This window comes from Ruminiclostridium herbifermentans, assembly GCF_005473905.2.
GTDB classification, from domain to species: domain Bacteria; phylum Bacillota; class Clostridia; order Acetivibrionales; family DSM-1351; genus Ruminiclostridium; species Ruminiclostridium herbifermentans.
In genome coordinates this window covers 1603587-1627102 of the sequence record NZ_CP061336.1, presented here as the reverse complement: position 1 = coordinate 1627102, position 23516 = coordinate 1603587, and the positions used below count along the sequence as shown (strand labels likewise).

Genomic DNA, 23516 nt, shown 5'->3' with positions numbered 1-23516 from the left:
CTGTAATATTTAATCCTCTTTAGGTCTTTATACATTTGAATGCTTGTATAAAGTATAGATTTTTTCTTACATTAAGACAGAAATGGCTTCATTACATAAAACATCAAATTTGGGCTGCTTTTTCAATTTTAATGAAGAATGTTTAACATATAAATCCCATATTATTAAAATTCGTTACTCATTCATATAAATCCTTCATTGCTTTGCAAATTATTGTATAAAAAAGTAGTTCTATTGCTAGTAAATTTTATAGAATACGTTTAAACATAAATTTTTTGTATACTAAAACATAATTACTATTTTTTAGTAAAATTCAAAAATTCACCAACTATTTCATACATTTATTTTCAAATTTTTAATAAAGTTTTCCCATGCTTAATTGTACAAATATTTGTTGTCCAAGTAAACAAACAATATTTTAGTAATAAGTATATTACTTATAAATTTTTACATCTACAGCTTTTAATTAGGAATATAGTATTAATTTGCTTATTGATATATAGTTGATATTTATTGATTTATAGGTGTAAATAATATTAAATTATAATTTTAATAAGGAACTGATAAAACAACATTTTATGTATACCAATGTCTTATTGCAAAAAATAGTATGAAGTAGCAATATATATCTAATTGCGAAGTTCAGTGAGAATTATGCTAGAAATAACAGATGAAGAACAATTATTGTATCCGAAACAGCTGAAGTCAGTAGCTGTAAGTATTGACCCGAGACAAGATGTCTTGGTCATACGGTAGACGGAAGTGTTTGTTTCTCCACCGCAATTATTTCGGTGTCAATTTCGTGAGCGAGCAATAGATATATATTACACGGTAGTACTATTTATGCAGTTTTCTATTGATATATATATTATTTTTTGTTTCTTAACAGTTCCTAGCACACTATGCACCATGGAGGCTATTCAATTATTAGGATTATTGTTATAGGACACCAAATAGAACTCACACAATATCCTTACTTTTCTTTAATTGTTTCGCTAAATACATATCAGATTTTTCCTTACGTTTATTAACCTCATTCATATTTTCAAATGCTGTAGAAATCATCAGTTTAATTCTATTTAGCTGATTAACTTCACTAGCACCTGGATCATAGTCGATAGCTACTATGTTAGTTCCAGGATAAACTCGTTTGAGTTCCTTCATCATACCCTTTCCTGTAACATGATTTGGAAGACATGCAAATGGCTGCATACAAATAATATTTTTTACTCCGCTGTTTATCAGTTCAATCATTTCACCAGTTAAGAACCAGCCCTCACCAGTCTGATTACCTAAAGACAGAACTTCTGCTGCACCCTTTGCCAATTCCTGTATTGTTTCAGGCCCATGGAATCTTTTACTATTATTTAATTCCTTAACCATTGGACGTCTGTAAACTTCTATTGCTTTTATAACTGCATTTCCTACAGTTTGAGCCATTTTACTGCCTGACAAATATTTGTATTTAAAATCCTGATTATAGGCGCAGTACAATATAAAGTCTATTAGTCCAGGCATTACAGCTTCTCCACCTTCTGCCTCTACTATATCTACTACATTGTTGTTTGCCGTTGGATGGAATTTAACTAGTATTTCTCCAACCAATCCTACTCTTGGCTTTACCTCATCATTTATTTCTAATTCATCAAATTCCTTAACTATATTTCTGATAATTTTCTTAAATTCACTTCTTCTTGCTGCTTTAAGGGAATTAATACAAACTTTTGTCCATTTTTCATATAACGCATTTGCCGACCCCTTAACCTTTTCGTAAGGTCTGACCCTATATAGGACATTCATGAACAAATCCCCGTATACTAGGGCCATCATTGCCTTATTCAGCAAACCCGGTGTAAACTTAAATCCTGGGTTTTTCTCTAATCCTATTGCATTTAATGATATTACAGGAACTTTTTCAAGTCCAGCATCTTTTAGTGCCTTCTTCAAAAATCCAATATAGTTTGTAGCTCTACAACCTCCTCCAGTTTGAGAAATCATAACTGAAGTATTATCCAAATCATATTCACCCGATAGCAAAGCCTCCATAAGCTGACCAATAGCTATTATTGCTGGATAGCAGGCATCATTGTTTACATATTTCAGTCCCACATCTGTAGCCTTATTGTCAATTGACGGAAGAACTACTAAGTTGTAGCCTGACAGCCTGAACGCCTCCTGCAAGAATTGGAAGTGCATTGGCGACATTTGCGGTGCCAAAATGGTATGATTTTTTCTCATATTTTTAGTAAACGGTACTCTTTTATATCTATTATCCACTTTTTTTAGCTTAAATCCGCTTTTCTCTCTTTCAGTAATTGTAGCTTTCAGAGAACGAAGTCTTATTCTTGCTGCTCCTAAATTGTTTCCTTCATCTATTTTTAGTGTAGTATAAATTTTCGAATTTCCAGCTAATATTTCTTGAACCTGGTCGGTAGTTACCGCATCTAAACCACATCCAAAGGAATTAAGCTGCACTAGTTCTAAGTTTTGCTGTTCTTTAACAAAACTTGCTGCAGCATAAAGCCTTGAGTGGTAAGCCCATTGGTCAACTACTCTGAGAGGCCTTTCAACCTTTCCCAAATGTGCTACTGAATCCTCGGTTAATACCGCCATTCCCAGTGAGGTTATCATTTCTGGAATACCATGATTTATCTGTGGGTCAATGTGGTAAGGTCTTCCTGCAAGAACTATTCCTTTAATTCCACTTTTCTCTATGATTCTTAAAGCACTCTCTCCTGCCTGTCTAATATCATTTTTAAAGTTTTCTTGTTCAGAATATGCTTTAATTACACTTTTTCTTATTTCATCTTCTCCAATATTAAAGTCCTTAAGTTCATCAAATAGTCTTTTTACCATTTTACTTTCATTGTCAAAAGGCAAGAATGGCTTCATAAATAATATATTCTCTTCTCTTAGAACATCCATATTGTTTTTGATAACCTCAGGATAAGAAGCCACTATAGGACAATTAAAGTGATTATCGGCTTCTTCCTGCTCTTGCTTCTCGTGTGTTATAGAAGGGTAAAAAATAAATTTGACACCTTTTTCAACGAGATTTGCAATATGACCATGCACAAGCTTTCCAGGGTAACAAACCGACTCTGATGGTATTGTTTCAATTCCTTTTTCGTAAAGCTTATTGGATGACCTATCTGATAATTCAACCCTAAAGCCAAGTTCAGTAAAGAATGTAAACCAGAAAGGATAATTCTCATACATGTTCAGTACTCTTGGAATACCGACAATACCTCTCTTTGCAGCTGACTTCTCTAAAGGTTTATAATTAAAAGTCCTATTATATTTATACTTAAATATATTTGGAAGTAGATTTTGTTCTCTTCCTTTGCCAGCGCCTTTTTCACACCTATTGCCAGATATGAATTTTTCTCCATTAGCAAATCTGTTAATTGTCAGCAAACAGTTATTTGAGCATAAACCACATCTTGAAACCTTTGTATCAAATTTAAAATCATTCAATTGATTTTCATTTAAAAAATTAGAAATTGTACCCTCTTCATAGCGCTCTCTAGCAATTAAAGCAGCACCAAATGCTCCCATTATCCCTGCAATATCAGGTCTGACAGCCTCTCTTCCTGACAGCTTTTCAAAGCTTCTGAGAACTGCATCATTATAAAAAGTACCGCCCTGTACTACTATTTTTTCTCCCATATCCTTAGGGCTCTTTACTTTAATTACTTTAAACAGAGCATTTTTAATAACTGAATATGATAAGCCTGCTGATATTTCTCCTACAGTTGCACCTTCCTTTTGTGACTGCTTAACTCTTGAATTCATAAATACAGTACACCTTGAGCCAAGGTCAACAGGGTTTTGCGCCTTAATTGCTTGGGCAGCGAAATCTTGAATGCTCATCCCCAAGGAACTTGCAAACGTGTCCAAAAATGAGCCGCAGCCTGAAGAACAAGCCTCATTTAGAAGAATGCTCTCAATATTTCCATCCTTTATTTTTAAGCATTTCATGTCCTGTCCGCCGATATCCAGTATAAAATCAACCCCTGGGCAGAAAAATTCTGCTGCCTTGTAGTGGGCAATTGTCTCTATTTCACCGATATCTATATTCAGCGCTGACTTGAGCAAGCCTTCTCCGTAGCCTGTAACAGTTGAATTTACTATTTGGGCTTTCTCAGGTAAAACGCTATATAACTCCTTTAGCACCTTTATAGTTGAATTAAGAGGACTTCCCTCATTACTTCCATAATATGAATAGAGGATTGCACCCTCTTCATCTATAAGTGTGGCTTTTGTTGTAGTTGAACCAGCATCAATTCCTAAAAAGCACTTTCCCTCAAAGGTAGAAATATCTCTTCTCTTTACGGTGCTTTTTTGATGTCTGCTGATAAATTCTTCATATTCTCTTTCATTTGTAAATAATGGCTCAAGTCTAGTTGATTCAGCTGCATGTACTTCACTTAGCCTGTCTAAATTATTTAAGAGTTCTTTAAATTTTACAGGCTTTTCATTAACAGACGTTAATGCGGCTCCAATTGCAACAAATATCTGTGAATTTTCAGGGAAAATTACTTGGCTGTCTTCCAGCTTTAATGTATCTATAAACCTATTTCTTAACTCTGAAAGAAAATATAATGGCCCTCCCAGAAATGCAACATTACCCTTAATTGGTCTTCCGCACGCCAAACCGCTTATAGTTTGAATAACAACAGCTTGAAGTACTGATACGGCAATATCTTCCTTTGCAACACCTTCATTTAAAAGAGGCTGCACATCTGTCTTTGCAAATACTCCACATCTTGCTGCTATTGGATAAATTGTGTTATAATCTTTAGCTAATTCATTCAAGCCTGATGCATCTACTCTCAGCAATGTAGCCATCTGATCAATAAAAGAACCTGTCCCGCCTGCACAGGTACCATTCATTCTCTGTTCAACGCCACCATTAAAATAAGTTATCTTTGCATCCTCACCGCCCAATTCAATTGCTACATCTGTCTGAGGATAAAAGGTTTTGATGGCCTTTGTTGAGGCAATAACCTCCTGAGTAAAGGATACTCCCATGCTTTCAGCAAGGCTGATTCCCCCAGAACCTGTAACAACTACTGTTAATTCTGCATTGTTTACAAATTTATTTGCATCGAGAAGCAATTCCTTTAGTTTATTTTTAATATCAGAAAAATGCCTTTCATACCTGCTATATACTAGTTTGTTTTCATTATTTAGAATTACTAACTTAACTGTAGTTGAACCTATATCAATTCCCACATGAAACAAACCATTAATATAACCCATTCGATTGTCCTCCTCGACATTAATAATAGTCATACAATCAAAACTAAACATCACAAAAAACAAAATCTTATACAGGTAACTTATGTTAATATTCATCCAATACTTCTAACACTTTTTATGTCAACAAATAAAAATCACTTCATATAAAAAAATTCATATAAAAATCAAGTCACTTTTTACTACAAACGTTTATTTTCAGCAAACCTTTAACCCCATAGCCCTACCCTAATGTCATAGTGTTACCTGAGGGCAAAAACAAATATAACAACTATAGATAATCTATAGAATAAAAAGATGTATTACTTAATCTGAATAGTTCCAACGAAATTAGAACAGTAACTTAATATCTATGGTGTCAACTCCGCTTTCCCTAAATTATATAAGGATATTAACTGTGTAAGAAGTCAGTTAATATTTTAGAATCTTTGTTCCCAACTAACAACATATATGTATATTATAATAGTTTTATCAATCTAAGCAATAAGTAAATATTGTAAAATATTTAATATAATTTACACCTTCCTCTAACTTGTCTATAAATTTAATATATATATCAATAGTATATGATTTTCTGTTAGATATGAGAACATAATAACAGCATTTGAGTTTTTGAATTAGATATGAACATAACAACAGCATTTGAATTTTTGAATTAGATATGAACATAACAACAGCATTTGAGTTTTTGAATTAGATATAAACATAACAACAGCATTTGAGTTTTTGATTTAGATATGAACATAACAACAGCATTTGAGTTTTTGATTTAGATATGAACATAACAACAGCATTTGAATTTTTGAATTAGATATGAACATAACAACAGCATTTGAGTTTTTGATTTAGATATGAACATAACAACAGCATTTGAGTTTTTGATTTAGATATGAACATAACAACAGCATTTGAGTTTTTGATTTAGATATGAACATAACAACAGCATTTGAATTTTTGAATTAGATATGAACATAACAACAGCATTTGAGTTTTTGAATTAGATATGAGAGCATAATTACAGCATTTGAGTTTTTGAATTAGATATGAGAGCATAATTACAGCATTTGAATTTTTGAATTAGATATGAACATAACAACAGCATTTGAGTTTTTGAATTAGATATAAACATAACAACAGCATTTGAGTTCTTCTAATTACAAAGTGATTGCTGAAACAGTCAATTCACCAGAAATTCAGCAAACACTATATTTTGTAAGTTTACTATGCTTATTTAATTATTTTCCTTTATAAGTATAATTTTCGATAGCTTTTTGTGTCAAAATAAGATAATTATTTATTGGCTAAATACTATGTACAGAAATGTATTTTTTTTCATTGAATTTATTTATTATATTTACACAAATTTATATAAGATATTATTTTATCTAAATTGGACTTATGAAAGGATTGATAAAATGCAGAATCGTAAAAAGAATGATAATATTTCTGTAGATATAATTGGTGAAAATGAAATTAAATTTGAAAGACCCGGTGGAAATGCGGGTAAGGATCCTTTTTGTGTTTATGACCATAAAAGGCATGCAGTGGGCTCAAAAATAATAAATGATGACGGCACAGAATCAATATGTACGGCAGACGGTACTTGGAAAAACAGTAAAAATACTTGAGATTAATTACTATCGGCTAAATATCCAATGATATCAGCCGATAGTTTAATTTTATGTGCTTATTCTGCTGCTAATCATTTGTTAAATCGCCACTACCTTTTATAGATATTCTTTCTCCTAAAAAAGTGGGTTCAGGCTTGATAATTACATTGAAAAAGTCCTTTACTCTGGCTAATACTTCTCTGGAACTCATTCTTGTTTGCCCTGCATATCTCCTTGGATTAGAAGCAACACCATATGCCTCTATTCCTAGCTTGTCAGCAATATACAGCGCCCTATACAAATGATATTTCTGCGTTACAATAATAATTTTTTTAGCTTCAAAAATATCTCTGGCACGATATAAACTCTCATATGTAGAAAAGCCTGCATGATCCATAAAAACATGCTCGGAGGCTATACCTCTATCAATGGAATATTGCTTCATGACATTAACCTCATCGTATTCTTTTCGGCCATGATCGCCACTCATAAGTAATCTGTCAGAAGCTCCATTTTTGTATAATTTAATACCTTGCAAAAGTCTATCCTCAAGCATAGTACTTGGATATCCATTATTCCATACACCAGCACCTAGTACAAGAATACAGTCAGCATCTATGGAAGCTGCTTCATCTTCAGTAATAATCTTATCACTGACATATGTCTTAACATATAAATTAATAAAAAATGTGGATGCTATAACCAATATTCCAGCAGCTATCAATAATAATAGGCTGAATAAAAGCCTTTTCTTTATTTTCTTCATGCTGCTTTTTGATTCTATTTCTTCTTTGTTCTTTTTATTAAGTTTATTCTTCATCATAGTTTTATCCTTATAGTTTCATTCTTGTATTAGCTTCAAGAAAAATATAATCACAAATATACGCTGCTATGTCTAACAATAAGTACATTAATTATATAATATTTTAATAACATTTACATCTTTTGGACTTATAATAATCTTCAAAAATATAATATAGACTTATTTTTCCAAAATTTATGATATAATTAATTATTGAAATCAATCAGTGACACGTACAGATAGGAGTTTACAATGATTAAGGATATTTATAGTTCAAAAAAAAATGTGTTTTCTTTAGAGGTATTTCCACCTAAAAAAGATGATGACTTTCCAGTGCTTTTTAATGCTCTGGATGAAATTAAAAAGCTGAAACTTGACTTTATTAGTATTACATATGGAGCGGGAGGTAGTACAAGTAAAAGAACTCTGGATATTGCTTCCTATGTTCAAAACAAATGTAATATTGAAGCTCTTGCTCATTTAACCTGTGTTTCCTTAGATGAGTGCTCATTTTGCAAATATTTCGGTGAGTTAAAAGCAAATCAAATCAACAATGTATTAGCACTCAGAGGTGATCGTCCAAAGGACATGACGGATGAAGCTTTTTTTAATAGACCCTATAAATATGCCCTAGACCTTGTTAACCTCATAAAGCAAAAATCAGACACATGCATTGGCGGTGCTTGTTACCCAGAAGTACACCCTGAGTCCTGCAATCAAGAAGAAGATTTATATTTCTTGAAATCTAAGGTAGACGCTGGTATAGAATTTCTTCTTACACAGCTATTCTTTGATAATACAAAATTCTATAATTTCTATGAACAAGCCAGAAATCATGGGATATCAGTTCCAATTTCAGCTGGAATAATGCCTATTACAGCTCCAAGCCAAATACATACAATAGTAGAATTGTCCGGCGCATCAATACCAGAAGAGTTAAAAGCAATATTTACAAAATACGAAAATAATGCTGATGACTTTAAAAAGGCGGGCATAGAATATGCTACCAAACAAATTAGTAAGCTGCTTGAATATGGTGTTCAGGGCATACACCTTTACACACTGAACAAAGCTGATGTTAGTAAGGCTATATTTGAGAATTTGGGGTTGAGGTAGGTATCTACGATAGCTTATAATTCCCAAAATTCAAATGAAATTTTCGATTGTAAAAAACATCATTACAACATCGGAGTTTCATCGAGGCGGGAGATATTCTCACCTCCTGATAGCCATAGTGATACCTGCCGCTTATAGAAATGGGGTCATTTTCTTGTCTCGTTATATATCGACTTTTGCACATAAAAATCTATGGGTGATGGAAACTTTTCAACTCCTAAAGTTGCGTAAATTAAATATTTTAAGGCACAGTTTTGTACTGTGCCTTTTTTGAGTTTTTCATATTTATAAAAAATTTTGAATGTTGATTGGAACTAGGTTGGATGTCTGGTTTTAAACAGTAAACTGCTTAAATAGTACTCCCGTGCAGTATATATCTATTGCTCACTCACGAAATTAACGCTGAAATAATTGCGGTTCTGAACAAGCACTTCCGCCGACAGTATAACACAAAGGCATCCTGTCTCGAGTCAATACTCACAGCTACTTACTTCCGCTATGTCGGCTGCAATACTTGTTCTTCACCTATTTTTTCTAGCATCAATTTCTAACCGAACTTCGCAAATAGATATATATGCTACTTAGTACTATTTCTTGCAAAAAGACATGGGTATACAGAAAATGTTGCGTTGTAACAACCTCATGTTCTACAACATATCAACAACCAAAATATATAACCAGTTGATATTATTTCTTGACTTATAATTTCCCTACCCCCATACCTTAATGCGGTTAAAGCCTTCTTTCAGTTCTTGGAAAGGCCCTACTACAGCCTTTTCTGTTCTGGCAGCTCCAGTGTAATCGGTATCTATTACAATGGGATTACCATTAGGGTCATCAAATATGGCATCAACTATACGCACTGTACCAAGTGTTTCAGTGGAAACGATTTTTGACGGTATGTCTAGCAATTCTTTATTCACATTCAACTCAATATATACTTCATTACCCTCCTCAATGATTTTCACATTGGGATTAAAGGATTTATTAGTATAGCTGTTCTTTTCACACTTATAGCCTTCAGCCCCGTTCAGATAAGCATTTGCAGCAATATATACCGGCTGTTCAACCTTATTAAATACTTCATGATCCCCTACTCCAAGACTTAGCACCTGAGCAATATACTCCTCATATGAGGCTGGATTAGCATTAAAGCCTGCAGTTCCACAGTTCTCTATACCTTCTCCGCCAACAAAAATGTTGTTGTAAAAGCGGTCATCACCACCATACACTATTGCTGCTCCTGCTACTTCAGTGGTATGAGGGAAATGATAAGGTGTAGCTCTGTCCAGTACCTTAGTTAAATACATCTTTCCGCAGGATAGGTTGTTGACATATGCTCCTCCCTGTGAAAAATTATCAAAGGAATAGTCTGAAGCAAAAATGTTGTTATCCACTAAATATGGGCCATGGCTAACCTCTACCATCAAATCTCGGTCATTATTATAGTAGAGATTGTTGCTGACACGAACACCCTGTGCCTGCCAATCAAGCCAAGTACCTAGCGTACAGTTGTGAATGCGATTGTGATGTATCTTCACGTCAATAGGTGCATGAAGCTTTATGCCTGCTATTTCATAACCGAAAAACTCATGCTTAACTGCAATATTATAAATATGGTTGTTGTAAATTTCACTGAAGGCACAACCCATATGTCCTACAATACCATTTTGTCCGCAGTCATAAATTACATTATTTCTAATAATGTGAGAACCAATTTTTTCTTTGCTCCAGCCAATCTTTAGGGCACGGAATACAGCTTCCATCTGATATTGATATCCTGGCTTCTGATGCCTTCTTGAACTTAGATTGTGTCCTGTAGACGCTTCTTTACCAATACTAATTGCACTGCATTTTGCATCGTGTATGATATTATTTTCAATAATCCAGCCTTTACTCCAATTTGCACCTAAAAGCCCCGGCTGGTCTGCTGTTGGAGGTGTCCATGGGCATGCAGCATGAGCCATTTCAAACCCTCTTACAGTAATGTAATTCATACCTGTTTTTACTGGATAAAAGCAGCACTTTCTAACATTTATTTCTACTAGTTCTTTATTTGGGTCAGCTCCATGGAAGTTTGCATAAATAGTTGTATTCTCGTTATCCACTTCACAATACCACTGATATATAGTTTGCTCAGGCTGCAGAATTTTTTCAAACTTTCCAGTCCACGGAATTACAACTACACCTGTACGCTTAGTTGGATTTTTAACCTCTTCTAAAGAATGAGCTTCATAAAAAGAAACTCCATTTAAGTACACTTCTCCAAGATGGAGGTAAATACCTGGCGTATAAATAAGCCAGTCACCTGTCAATATCTCTTTATAAGGATTAAAATCACCAAAGAAGGAATTTGACAGAACCACTTTCCATACCGTTCCCCCTACATTTTCCCAGTTCTGAATTCTCTCCGAGCCCTTAATAACAACCTTTTCGCCTTCGGCTGCTTCATAAGTAATCCTGCTGAGATTACTGTAGCCACTGTGATTAGGCTTTACCCATTCGCGATATTCACCTTCATGAACTATGACCTTGTCCCCTGTCTCTGCCACTTCAGCTGCTCTAGAAATAGTTCTAAATGGATGTTCTTTGGTACCTTCTGCAAAATCGCATCCTGTAACCGCCACATGATATTCCTTATTCATATGCACTCCTCCACATAATTCGTAATTTTGGTAATTTGAAACCAATGGATATTGTTTAAAATAAATTTTATCCGTCGACGTCTGTTATATTTGAATTTTAGCACATATCATTTTATAATACTTGTCAGATATTATTATTTTTTAGGCAAATATTGCGTTAAGAAAGATAAGCAAACGTGAGGTATTCGTTGCACAAGAAAAGACACAGCACCTTATTATGGTTTCTGTGTCTAACTTTCATAATTCACTTATTATCTCATTCCCTATATTTTTCCTATATTATTCCTATTTTTTTAACTTTCTGATTATTATTATTCCCAATACTACTGCAATTGCACAAAGGACAATATTAAAAATTAGCTTCAGGTCAAGCTGCTGTTCATTATTATCATTAGAGTTTTCCTTCTTAATTTCCTTAATGCTTAAAACATCATAGCCTTCCTTTAAAATTTGTTCCTTATAGTTTGAAATATCATAGTTCTTCGGCTCTTTGCTTTCGCTATTTCCATATTTTAATATATATTCATCCGCTGCCGAGCCATCAAATACCAATTCATCAACTAGATATTTGACTTCAATTCCTAATATTTCTAAAGGCTTATCATCTTGATTAGATATAATAATTTCTGCTGTATCTTCAGTAACTCTGTACTGTCCCAATGGAATGGTCAAATCCTTGTACTTTGTATTTTCAAACTCCAAATTATAGAGCATTTTAGACTCAAAGCCATTAAAGGTGACCAACCTTTTAAACCTGCTATCTGTTTTAAGGGTAATGCTGCTTAGCTTTAGATTTTTAAGATTACTTATCTTTACAACAGTTTTACTATCACTTTCCTCAGTTGTAAACTTCGGTTCAATTGTATTTGAAAAGTATTCTTGCTCTTGAATAACATTATTATGTTCTAGTGTAACCTTAGTAAAGGAAATCTTCTCTAAATTATTTGATATTTTAAATCTATAATGAGTGTATTTTTTTATACCATCAAAAGCTATTTCTAATTTCCTATTCCCATCAACATTATAAATAATATCTTCTTGAACCTTTTCCCATTTAACATTGTCATAGCTTCCGAAAATTTCAACTTCCTTTGCAAAATTTTTATTTTCGGTTTCCACCTTTATTGATGAAGCTGTAACATCCTCATCTTGAGGCATCTTTAGGGTATAATCAAAATAAAAATAATTGTCTTTGACATAGGAGTTAATTTCATTCATTTCGTAGATAGCATTAATTATAGAGTCACTTTCCTCTGAACTATTTATAAAGTACGGTATTGGTTCATTTTCTTTACTATACAGTTCTAAGTCTGCCATGTTCCCCTGTATATTGTTATATATTTCAGAAGTAAGCCGTATTGCTTTATATTTCTTATTTCCACTGTTCTCAATACTAGCACTATACGAAAAATCAATTGCATATATACCTGTAAAACTTAACATAAGCAAAATCACTGCACTAGCTATTATCCTTTTTATCATCAGAAATTACCCCACTTATAGTATCTATTTTTTTATTAAAATATTGGTAAACAAAGGATATGGCAATTAAGGTCACACCAAACACAAAATATGATACTATCCTATAGCCTTGTGACAGGAAGGAAAGATCAATAATAAACAGTTTTGCCACTGCCAATATACACATACCAAGTCCAAATCTACGTATTAATACATATCTCTTTAAAAATCCAAATGTAATCCATGCAAGAGCAGTTATCAAGTATATTATACTTATTGCAGCATTATTCATTTCAAGCCTAAATTGAGTTATCAAATTTTGTGTTAAAATCACTACAAAATAGAAGGATATAATGAGTGGATACCACTCTATTCCAAGCCTTTTTTCTGTAACGAGGGTTAAAACCAAATCTTTTACCACAAATATTGACAGTAAAGCTATAACTGCTAATTCTATTGTACCAATTATGCTTATTGTCAAAGGCACTTCATTTAAGTAGCCTATTACAGGAGAATTGAAGTTTAATGCAAATAGTATTATTAAACCTACCACATAAATTATTACAGACAGCACCTTCATAACCCTGTCTAAAAGAACTTTAATTTTTGGAATGATATATGCCAGTACAAAACTAACTAAAACAACAGCAGCAGTAATTAAATAATCAATGTCAAAGCCGCTTCTTACTAGGAATTCCGATAAAAGCTTATTTAATTTTGCTTCTATTATATATATTGCAAAAAACCATATATTTAGAGTAACAGCATACTTAAATAACTTTATTTGCTTTCCAATTAGGTCCTTTTTATATATCAAGGCACCCATAACAGCAATACTTCCAATAGTAATAGCCAAATACTTATAAACAAACAATGAGCTGCTAATATTGGTTAAATCAAATATGACAAAAGCCAATAGACATAACAATGATACAATAGCACCAGTACGCTTAAATGCTTTTATTTCTTTGTAAATTCCATAAGAAAGAATTGCAACGCCTTCAACTAACCATCCAAGTGACAGCCATACTCGTCCAAACTGGAATGGTATTATGAGAACTACAAATGTCAGTCCTGTAATAAAAAATAGTGCCCTTGCTTTCTTTTCATTGGGCATAAGCTTCTCAACAAATCTTCCCAATGCCATATAAACAGCTGCAAAAGCAACAGCCAGCACACCAGTATAATCCGATAAATTAACAGCATAAAATACAAGATATAGAAGCACTGCACTTATTATTGTATTTAGTGCTAACAATACAATATCTGAGGTTTTAAAGGCCAGTTTTTTCTTAAGGGTTCCAACAACTGGAATAAGTGTATATATAGCAAATGCAAAAGTAATATACAGAATTGTCATCAGGTCATCTATCAAAACAGGACCACGATAGCTTCTTTCTTCCATCATAATAATTGTAATATAAAATGAGCCAAAAACATTCAACCAAAACCCAATATAAGCTGTAATACTCCACTTCTTATTTATTGATATACTAAGTGCCAAAACATTTAGTATAACGAAATATATCATTGCACCATAAATCATTGATTTGCTGCCAGTAATTGAAAAAATGGGCAGATATCCCCCTACCATTGCAAAAGCTGAAATGGTTTGAGAATTATACCTCTGAGACAAGACAAAGGCTCCTGCTGTTATAAGAACACACAGCCCTAAAGCAGGGTACTTTTCAATTACCTCAAATCTAAAGAAGCTTAGTGCTAATGCTACATATAATATTGCTATACCGCCGCTTGTAATACCAAGCGAAAAGACATTTGGTTTTTTGCGGTTGAGAATTTCTCCTGCTACAAGGAGAAGTCCTCCTATCAAAAATGCGAAAACGCACTTTAGTACATCTGGCAATTTAAAATATGTAAATTGTGATGCAGTAATTACACCAATTATTAATAACAAAATACCCAGCTTATTAATGATATTTAGTCCAATAAAAGATTCAATATTGTTTTGTTTAACACGTTCCTTTATTTCGTGCTCTGTAACCTGCTCATTTCTCAGCTTTTCAAATTCAGCAAATCTAGCCTCCTCAAAGGTTTTAGCATTCCTTTGAAGTTCCTCTCTAGCAGCTGTTACTTTGGCATTAAGCAACTTTTGAAGTTCTTCAAGCCTTTTGTATATATCGTCTGAAATATCTACTCTATTTTGTCTTAATATGCCAGCCATTTCATCAATTCTCTTTTTAACTGAATTTTCATATCTGATTAACCGGTTTAGTTCACCTTGAATATTAGAGCTATAGTATGCCTCTAGTTTTTTGTTAGTGGAATTTAATATCTGAATTTTCTCATTATAAAGCTGCTCATATATAGCATTTCTTAAATTTTTATTTTCTTCTGATAGTTTTAAATTGTAGTCTTTTTCTTTTTTTAATGAGTCTTGACATTGTAAAAGTTCTGTTTTTAAACTTTTATTTTCAGTTACCAAATCACTTGCTTCAATACGAGAAATTTCATTCTGTAATTCAGTTAGAGTCTCTTTTTGTCTGGCTAAAATGTCTTTTAAATTATCAACCATTAATATTTATTCTCCTCAAATATTTCTCTTACTGTATACTATACTGTAGGCAAATCCCCTTAACGTTATTTAATAAACACTAATATCTACATTTCAACAATACAGTATCATTGCTGTTCATTCATATAATATTGTTTTTCATTTTTTCAGATAGTTTATGTAAATATGCCTATAATTTTACTTAATAGCTATATTATATAATAAAAATTATTTTTATGATACAGAAATCTGAGTAAATTGCTCTCAAGTATACTACCTTACCACATTAGAAGTCCATGGTCGAATCAATTTTTACAATTAAATGCTATGAAAATTGACTTATGCCTGCTCTTTTTTGCGTATTTTTATTACTAATGCCACTGTAATTCCTAATAAAAAAATACCCATTAGCATTCCAATAAAAATTCTTATGTAAATTCCAGTTTGGTTTTCTGTATTGGACTTATTTGAAGTATCTGAGCTGATATCAGTGTCATCGTTTAAAGCAACATTTTCTATATCATTTGATGAACTATAAATGGGAGGCCCACCAGGCTGTATATCTAATCTTTCTATCTCATTTGATTCTATTGCAGAAATATCAGAAGGCTGAGCATTATTTTCGCTTAATGCCTCTTCCTGTTCTGGAACTTTAAATTTTATGGTTTTCTGCTTTTCTCTATCCAGCCAATCTATTAATTTACATGTAATAGTATACTCAGTACCAGGTACAAAATATCTATAATAATAAGAATAAGAATGCATTAATGATTCCGAAAAGTCTTCAATTGTATTTCCATTTTCTGTATGACTAATAGTGAGTTGAGTGTGTAACGGTTCTTCTCCAATGATATTACATTCTATAGCGTAGTAGTCATTCATTTTTCGAACAACTATATTATCAATATTAGTATCTTCTTTCACTATTTTATTATCTGGAAGAAAGCTTGCAATATATAAAGCCAAGATTGAATTATATTCATGTACAGCCTTATTATATAATGAAATCAATTCATCAGTATCATTTTTTCTTGCTAGTTGCTCAACTATGTCATAGCTGTTCTTTTTTAAATAAGCTTCTCTTTTTGTTGTTTCATCAGAACTTAAATAAAAGTCAGGACTATATCGATAGGTATTATATGTGACTTGAAGATTATATTTAGGCTCAAAATCCTTTCGCTCCCATACCAAGGTATTGCCTTCAAATCTAAAACCTCCTATATTGAGTTTTTCAATCTGATAAGGTTTTATGTTTCCAAGCTTGAAGATAACCTTCGCAGAACCTATAGTGCCCTTCCACATAGCGCCAGTTTCCAGTACATATCCACTATACACATTACCAATTGAATCATAAGTTGGCATAAAGTTATAAGTGTTGCGTATTGTAATCCTCTCATCTGCTTCAAAAGGTACTGTGAAGGTAAAAAACTCATTATAGTCTTGCATATTTAAACGTTCTAAAGTATCTTTTTTAATGCTCTTTTCATGAGTAACAGGTACTTCTTTCCCTTTTATATAAGTTTTAAAATTTCTAATCTTTAGATCTACTGCATTTATGTTTTCATACTTTAAACCTAATTGTCCTGGAAAACCCATGTATACGTTTTTTTTCTTACCTGTATTATGAAATACAAATATACACTCAACACTATTTTTCTCTAAATCCACAGTTATTTCTTCAGCTTCCATTATCACATCATTTTCCTGCAAAGGGAAAACTCCATCCGGAGTTCTCCCGAGATTAGTGTCATCAGCGTAAATAAGTGTACAGTTAAGCACAGTCAATACGACTATTATAACTAACGCTGTAACTAATTTTAAGCAACCTCTTACTCTCAAACTATGCATATAACCTCCCATGCCGAATTAGGCTCATAATTATCTCTTGTCTTCTTAATATATTTAAGCTTTTGGTTTTGCATCATCACTTTGTTCTAACTAAAAAATAAATCTTATATGTCATTGTGGTTTTTCCGTCTTCCGCTGTTACAACAACAGTTGCGTTTCCTGGCAATTTATCAGCCTGCGTAATAGTTACCTTTGCTTTTGAAGCATTTGCTTTGGCTGTTACCTTAGGGATATTCTTTGTGCCTTCTGGCAGCACCACATTGTATACGCTTACATTCTTTTGAAATCCCTGCACATTATTACCATCATATTTCAAGCTGCTTAGGGTAGCATCATCATTTGCTTTTACCTGAAAATAAATCTTATATGTCATTGTGGTTTTTCCGTCTTCTGCTGTTACAACAACAGTTGCGTTTCCTGGCAATTTATCAGCCTGAGTAATAGTTACCTTTGCTTTTGTATCATTTGCTTTGGCTGTTACCTTAGGTATATTCTTTGTGCCTTCTGGCAGCATCACATTGTATACGCTTACATTCTTTTGAAATCCCTGCACATTATTACCATCATATTTCAAGCTGCTTAGGGTAGCATCATCATTTGCTTTTACCTGAAAATAAATCTTATATGTCATTGTGGTTTTTCCGTCTTCTGCTGTTACAACAACAGTTGCATTTCCCGGCAATTTATCAGCCTGCGTAATAGTTACCTTTGCTTTTGTATCATTTGCTTTGGCTGTTACCTTAGGTATATTCTTTGTGCCTACTGGCAGCATAACATTGTACACGCTTACATTCTTTTGAAATCCCTGCACATTATTACCATCATATTTCAAGCTGCTTAGGGTAGCATCATCATTTGCTTTTACCTGAAAATAAATCTTATATGTCATTGTGGTTTTTCCGTCTTCTGCTGTTACAACAACAGTTGCATTTCCCGGCAATTTATCAGCCTGCGTAATAGTTACCTTTGCTTTTGTATCATTTGCTTTGGCTGTTACCTTAGGTATATTCTTTGTGCCTACTGGCAGCACCACATTGTACACGCTTACATTCTTTTGAAATCCCTGCACATTATTACCATCATATTTCAAGCCGCTTAGGGTAGCATCATTACTTTTACTGTAAGCATCGCTTACCACTACCTTATCAACCTTTTCTGAGTTGTCCACAACTACCTTTTCAGTTCTCTCAATTATCTTAAATAATAGTGAAGCAGCCTCCGCTCTCGTCAATGAGCCTTGAGCATTAAATTTTCCGTTTGAACCCACCATAATATTGTTAATATATGCAGTATAAACATAACTTCTCAAATTCTTTGAAATACTATCGTAATCAGAAAATGTGCTTTTAAGCTTGCTATCATTACTTACCACCGATAAACCTAGTGCCTTTACTAGTGCAACTGCCATATCTTCACGCACTGAACTCTTATTACCATAGAAATACATTTTTCCATCTGCAGATTTATAGCCTGTAAGATATATCTTTGCTGCCTCAACCGCCTTATAATCCCAATTTGTTACTGGTACATCTTCAAAGGTTTGATTAGTACTTGTAGTAGTCAAATTTAGAGTCTTAGTCAGCATTGAAGCAAACTGTGAGCGAGTAATACTTTCATTTGGTTTATAGGAATTATCAGAAAATCCAGAAATAATTCCTCGTTTACTGAGTTCTATTATAGCATTATATGCCCAATGATTTTTGTCAACATCTGTAAATCTGCTATTATTATCTTTACCAGTAGTAAAAGATACACTAAAAGCTTTTATAGTAATACCTTTACTATCCTTCAAATTGTTTACGTATAGCTTGTAAAAAGTATTTTCTTTTAATGTGGTTTTAGGTTTTATTACAAGCTTATTGCTGTCACTAGTTTTTATATCAATATCTATTTTTCTATTTAAGTTGTCAATAATATAAATTTGTGTTTCCTGCTGTGATGATTTGAATAAAATATCTCCAGAAAATTTAAGTGTAATAGATGTATCAGTACTAACTGAAGTTTGGCCTTCCTTAGGTGAACTAGCCGATAAAGCAACATTTGAGTATATTGGGCTGCTTTGCTGCCAGTTATTGTTGTAATAATTTCCGTATACGGTCATAACTGATGCTGCATATACTCCAAAAATGCATATAAGTACTATTGGAAATACCGTTACCAATGAGAAAATCTTAATTACTTTTCTTTTCAATTTAATCATCCTTTCCAAAATGTTGTTTAGGTCACACATCCATATTATTCCATTTCTTGTAAAAAAACCATTTCAGAACCATTTCAAGTTTGTAACAACATTTTGTAAATTAGATGACATATAAGACAAATAATTAATTCAACTAACAGTTGAAAATTCCGGGTATTAAAGCTTATCAAATGAAAACAACATTATATTTATAAATAATGATGTCATTATGCAAGAAATAGTACTAAGTAGCAATAAATATCTACTGGCGAAACTCGAATAGAAATTGATGCTAGAAATAATAGGTGAAGAACAAGTAATGTACCGAAACAGCGGAAGTCAGTAGCTGTGAGTATTAACCCAAGACAAGATGCCTTTGTGTTATATATCAAGAGGAAGTGCTTGTTTCTCCACCGTAATTATTTAAGCGTTAATTTCGTGAGCAAGCAATAGATATATGTTGCACGTGAGTACTATTTTTGCAGTTTACTGTTGATTATATTTTTCCTCTAACGTATCTCTGCTCCAAATGGAATAAGCCCTAGCTTTGCAAATTTAAAATGCTGAAGCCCAAAAGGTATTCCTATAATAGTGATGCAGAATATTGCACCAATTACTAAGTGGGTAATAGCAAACTCCCATCCAAATACAATTATCCAGATAATATTAAACAGTAACCCTCCAACTCCAAAATTACCAATTTCAATTTTCCTTCCAAAGGGCCATAAAACAAACATTGAAATTTTAAAGCACTGTATGCCAAAGGGTATGCCTATTATCGTCACACACAAAAGTAGGCCTGCTACAAACCATAAAATAGCAGAAATAATCCCACCAAATATCAACCAAATTAAATTACCTACTAAATTCATAATATCTCCTCTTTTTATATTTAATATTACCTGTACACGAATACTAGGATTAAAGCAGGCTTGTGCAAAAATTAGAAATTTTAAACTGTTTGTCCACAATTAATCACCCCTTTCCCACAAAAATGAAAAGTAGGCTAGGGCTTCATTGCATTTAAACTATCGTTAATCATCTTTCTTAGAGCGTTTATTTCTAGATAAGGATAAGCTGCCAAAACCGCTGATAATTGCAATATAAAAACCGAAATCATACCACCAGCCAGTATTTACAGCTTCATATACTCTTATGTTCTTATCAAACAATCCTATAATAAGCGATACTGGTGATATCCACCCATGCCAGATACCCCATAAAAATCCTGCCGGCTTATCTGCTGTATATGTTCCATCCCCTGGAATACAGCCTGTCAGTGTAAATATAAGTAAAGCAATAACAATTATCAATAATATTCTTTTCTTCATCATAATCCCCCTCTTAAATAGTAAGTTTAATAATTTTATATAATTTAATTTAGAGATATTACTATAGTATGCTTCTCATATTTGCAATGAGATAGTGTCTATTACGGTACGAATAAACTTATAATAATTAATCAACTTTCCCATATAAAATCATAATGATGCTAAATCTTTCAATATGTTCTGCAGCAATTAATACTGTTTTTTATAACCCAACTACAGATGAAAAGCAATTTAAAAAGCAATTCATGTTCAAAATTATCTTCTTTCCAGAGTATTCTTTTTCTTGATACATCTAAACGAAAAGCAATCCATGTTCATAAATTATTAAAAGTTTTTTACAAAAAAACAACTAAATTCTTAGCTATTATATTACTTTTCATTTGTTTATGTTGAACAACTTAAATTTTAGCTGAAAATGTTAAGTAATTATTTAATTAATAATACGCTTTAAATAAAATATTGTCTGAAAATCCCAGAATCAGCAACCCAAACTAAAGAAAAATTCTCAACTTCGAAATTGCTTGATGAAATTAGGAGTATTGCTACATAATTTATCTTTTCTAAACCAAATCAACTTTTATCCAAATTTTTATAGAATATATAATTTACACTTAATCATAATAAAACTAATGAGTAAAAAATATATTGACGTGGAATTTACGATTTAGAACCGTGGGAATAGTAAAACTAATAATTTTAAAAAAGTGAATTACCTATTAAATAATTATTGGGAGGTGCCAAGTCCATTCCATATTTTTTATTGTGTTAAATAAGAAGTAATGGCATGGATATAATATGGGCTTAAAAAAATGCATATTAATACTCACAATTTTGTTTGGATTTCAGTCTAATACTTATGCTTATGAGAGTATAGCCTATTTATTTGCAGGCAATACAACAACATATATAAAAAATGTGGAGCGTACAGGCGCAAATATAAAAACAGTCTGCCCTGATTATTTTGAAATAAACAGTGATGGTACTTTAAAAAATACAATTAAGGTGGATCCTTTATTTGTACAGACTATGCACGCTAAAAATATTAAGGTAACACCTTATTTAAGTAATAATTGGGATAGAACTCTAGGCAGAGCAGCAGTTGCAAACCGTACAAAATTTGTGACACAGCTTGCAAAAAAAGTCATAGATCTTCAATGCGATGGTGTTAATATCGACATTCAAAACCTTACTGAAATAGACAGGGATAATTTCACTGATTTTATGAGGCTATTAAGAGCTGCTCTGCCTTCATCTAAAATAATTTCAGTATGTGTTGCACCAAACCCATGGGGAAGTAAAACTGGTTGGCAGGGTTCTTATGATTATGCTGCATTAGGCAGCTTAAGTGATCAGGTTTTTATTATGGCTTATGATGAACACTATTCGGGCGGTGCCGCAGGTGCAGTTGCCAGTTTACCTTTTGTTGAAAAATCTGTTGCATTTGCGCTCAAACATATTCCACCCTCAAAAATTATACTTGGAATACCTTTCTACGGTCGCTATTGGAAGCAAGGCTCACAAACTGGCGGTTATGGGATTACAGTTGCAGATGTAGAAAGGCTGGTATCAACTTATAAAGCCAAAACGTGGTATGATGAATCAGCACAGTGTGCCCGTGCTACACTTACTATTTCAAATACAGACAATGCTATAATTTGGGGAAGTAATAAGCTTTCAGCTGGAGTCTACGATATTTGGTATGAAAATGAGACATCTATTGAGAAAAAGTTATCACTGGTTTCAAAATATGGACTATTAGGAGCCGGTAGTTGGGCATTAGGACAGGAACCAGACCATTTTTGGAAAAACTATAGTGTGTGGTTAATAGGAAAACCTTTTATTGATATTGAAGATAACTGGGCACAAAGTTTCATTTTAGAAATTTATGAAAAAAAGATAATAAGCGGTCTTCCTGGCAATCGTTTTGATCCAAATGGAAATTTGACAAGGGCTCAAGCAGCAGTAATGCTGGTAAAAATGCTGGAGTTAGAAAACCAGTCAATCGCTGGTATTAAGCCATTTTCCGACACTGTAGGTCATTGGGGTGAAAAATATATAACTATTGCAAAAAAATATGGTATTTTTCAAGGCTATGGAGATAATTTATTTTATCCCAACAAAAAGATAACAAGAGAAGAGTTTTCTGTAATTTGTGATAAGGTGCTGTTTAATCCTGATACTGTAGATTTTTCTCAAAAAATTTATAGTGATGTAAGCCATGAGAATAACATTTGGTCAAACAAATCTATCATAGTACTATCCATGAATAATATTTTGTCAGGCTATCCTGATGGTACCTTCAGGCCAAAAAATACAATAACTAGGGCTGAAACAGTTAGAGTAATTTCCGCTATGTTGGACTATCCAGGTGGTTTTACAATAAGCCCTACAAATGTTCAAAGTCCAACACCTGTAGAGCCCAGATAGAATACAGCCATTCCCTTACTGAAAAAATTTACTGCAAATTCTGTTTGGAGGATAATTTAATTGAAAATCAATCTAAAAAAAACAAGCATATAAAGAATATACACACAATTTAGTTATTAAAAATGGTTGGAGTGAATAAGATTATACTTGTCTAGTAAAAATACTATTTTTGATTTTCATTTAATTATCCTCCATACTGCTATGTATGCAGTTCCCAGTGTTACATTTTTTCACGGTATTACCTCTATATCTAACTCTATACTACAATGTATACAAATCCTAGGCAATACCAGTTCTTTTCTCGACAGGAGACTACATTAACA

Annotated in this window: 12 protein-coding genes; 3 read left to right on the top strand and 9 right to left on the bottom strand. The window is 32.8% G+C overall.

Annotation, left to right across the window (positions count from 1 at the left end; all coding sequences use genetic code 11):
* Window positions 1-960: 960 nt before the first annotated feature.
* Window positions 961-5256: a 2-hydroxyacyl-CoA dehydratase gene (locus EHE19_RS06895; protein ID WP_137696678.1), complete on the bottom strand. Its 4296-nt coding sequence runs from the start codon at window positions 5254-5256 to the stop codon at window positions 961-963.
* A 1421-nt stretch (window positions 5257-6677) separates the two neighbouring features.
* Here EHE19_RS06895 and EHE19_RS06890 point away from each other — a divergent pair.
* The gene (locus tag EHE19_RS06890; RefSeq protein ID WP_137696631.1) at window positions 6678-6890 is read left to right on the top strand and encodes a hypothetical protein; all 213 of its coding nucleotides are present in this window, start codon (window positions 6678-6680) and stop codon (window positions 6888-6890) included.
* 70 nt (window positions 6891-6960) lie between these two features.
* Here EHE19_RS06890 and EHE19_RS06885 read toward each other — a convergent pair whose 3' ends face one another.
* Window positions 6961-7638, bottom strand: a complete 678-nt coding sequence (locus EHE19_RS06885) for a SanA/YdcF family protein (protein WP_137696679.1) — start codon at window positions 7636-7638, stop codon at window positions 6961-6963.
* A gap of 288 nt (window positions 7639-7926) precedes the next feature.
* On the opposite strand from EHE19_RS06885, the gene metF reads away from it, so the two are divergent.
* Window positions 7927-8790 carry a methylenetetrahydrofolate reductase [NAD(P)H] gene (gene metF, locus EHE19_RS06880; protein WP_137696632.1) on the top strand — a complete coding sequence of 288 codons (864 nt, stop codon included), beginning with the start codon at window positions 7927-7929 and terminating at the stop codon, window positions 8788-8790.
* A 710-nt stretch (window positions 8791-9500) separates the two neighbouring features.
* Here metF and EHE19_RS06875 read toward each other — a convergent pair.
* The 7 genes from EHE19_RS06875 to EHE19_RS06845 all read right to left on the bottom strand — a co-directional run bounded on the left by EHE19_RS06875 (window position 9501) and on the right by EHE19_RS06845 (window position 20766).
* On the bottom strand, window positions 9501-11435 hold the full coding sequence (locus tag EHE19_RS06875) for a right-handed parallel beta-helix repeat-containing protein (RefSeq protein WP_137696633.1): 1935 nt from the start codon (window positions 11433-11435) through the stop codon (window positions 9501-9503).
* Between the two features lie 285 nt (window positions 11436-11720).
* On the bottom strand, window positions 11721-12917 hold the full coding sequence (locus EHE19_RS06870; protein ID WP_137696634.1) for a hypothetical protein: 1197 nt from the start codon (window positions 12915-12917) through the stop codon (window positions 11721-11723).
* A complete protein-coding gene (locus EHE19_RS06865; protein WP_137696635.1) occupies window positions 12895-15429 on the bottom strand; it encodes a DUF2339 domain-containing protein in 2535 nt (844 codons plus the stop codon). The genes EHE19_RS06870 and EHE19_RS06865 overlap by 23 nt, the downstream gene beginning before the upstream one ends.
* Before the next feature lie 318 nt (window positions 15430-15747).
* Window positions 15748-17256: a C2 domain-containing protein gene (locus EHE19_RS06860; RefSeq protein WP_137696636.1), complete on the bottom strand. Its 1509-nt coding sequence runs from the start codon at window positions 17254-17256 to the stop codon at window positions 15748-15750.
* 76 nt (window positions 17257-17332) lie between these two features.
* On the bottom strand, window positions 17333-19447 hold the full coding sequence (locus EHE19_RS06855; protein WP_190530496.1) for an S-layer homology domain-containing protein: 2115 nt from the start codon (window positions 19445-19447) through the stop codon (window positions 17333-17335).
* Window positions 19448-19944: 497 nt separating this feature from the next.
* Window positions 19945-20307 (bottom strand): YccF domain-containing protein, encoded by a 363-nt coding sequence (locus tag EHE19_RS06850; RefSeq protein ID WP_137698855.1) that lies wholly within the window; start codon window positions 20305-20307, stop codon window positions 19945-19947.
* A 162-nt stretch (window positions 20308-20469) separates the two neighbouring features.
* Window positions 20470-20766: a hypothetical protein gene (locus EHE19_RS06845; protein WP_137698856.1), complete on the bottom strand. Its 297-nt coding sequence runs from the start codon at window positions 20764-20766 to the stop codon at window positions 20470-20472.
* A 795-nt stretch (window positions 20767-21561) separates the two neighbouring features.
* On the opposite strand from EHE19_RS06845, the gene EHE19_RS06840 reads away from it, so the two are divergent.
* Window positions 21562-23193, top strand: a complete 1632-nt coding sequence (locus tag EHE19_RS06840; protein ID WP_137698857.1) for an S-layer homology domain-containing protein — start codon at window positions 21562-21564, stop codon at window positions 23191-23193.
* Window positions 23194-23516: the final 323 nt, after the last annotated feature.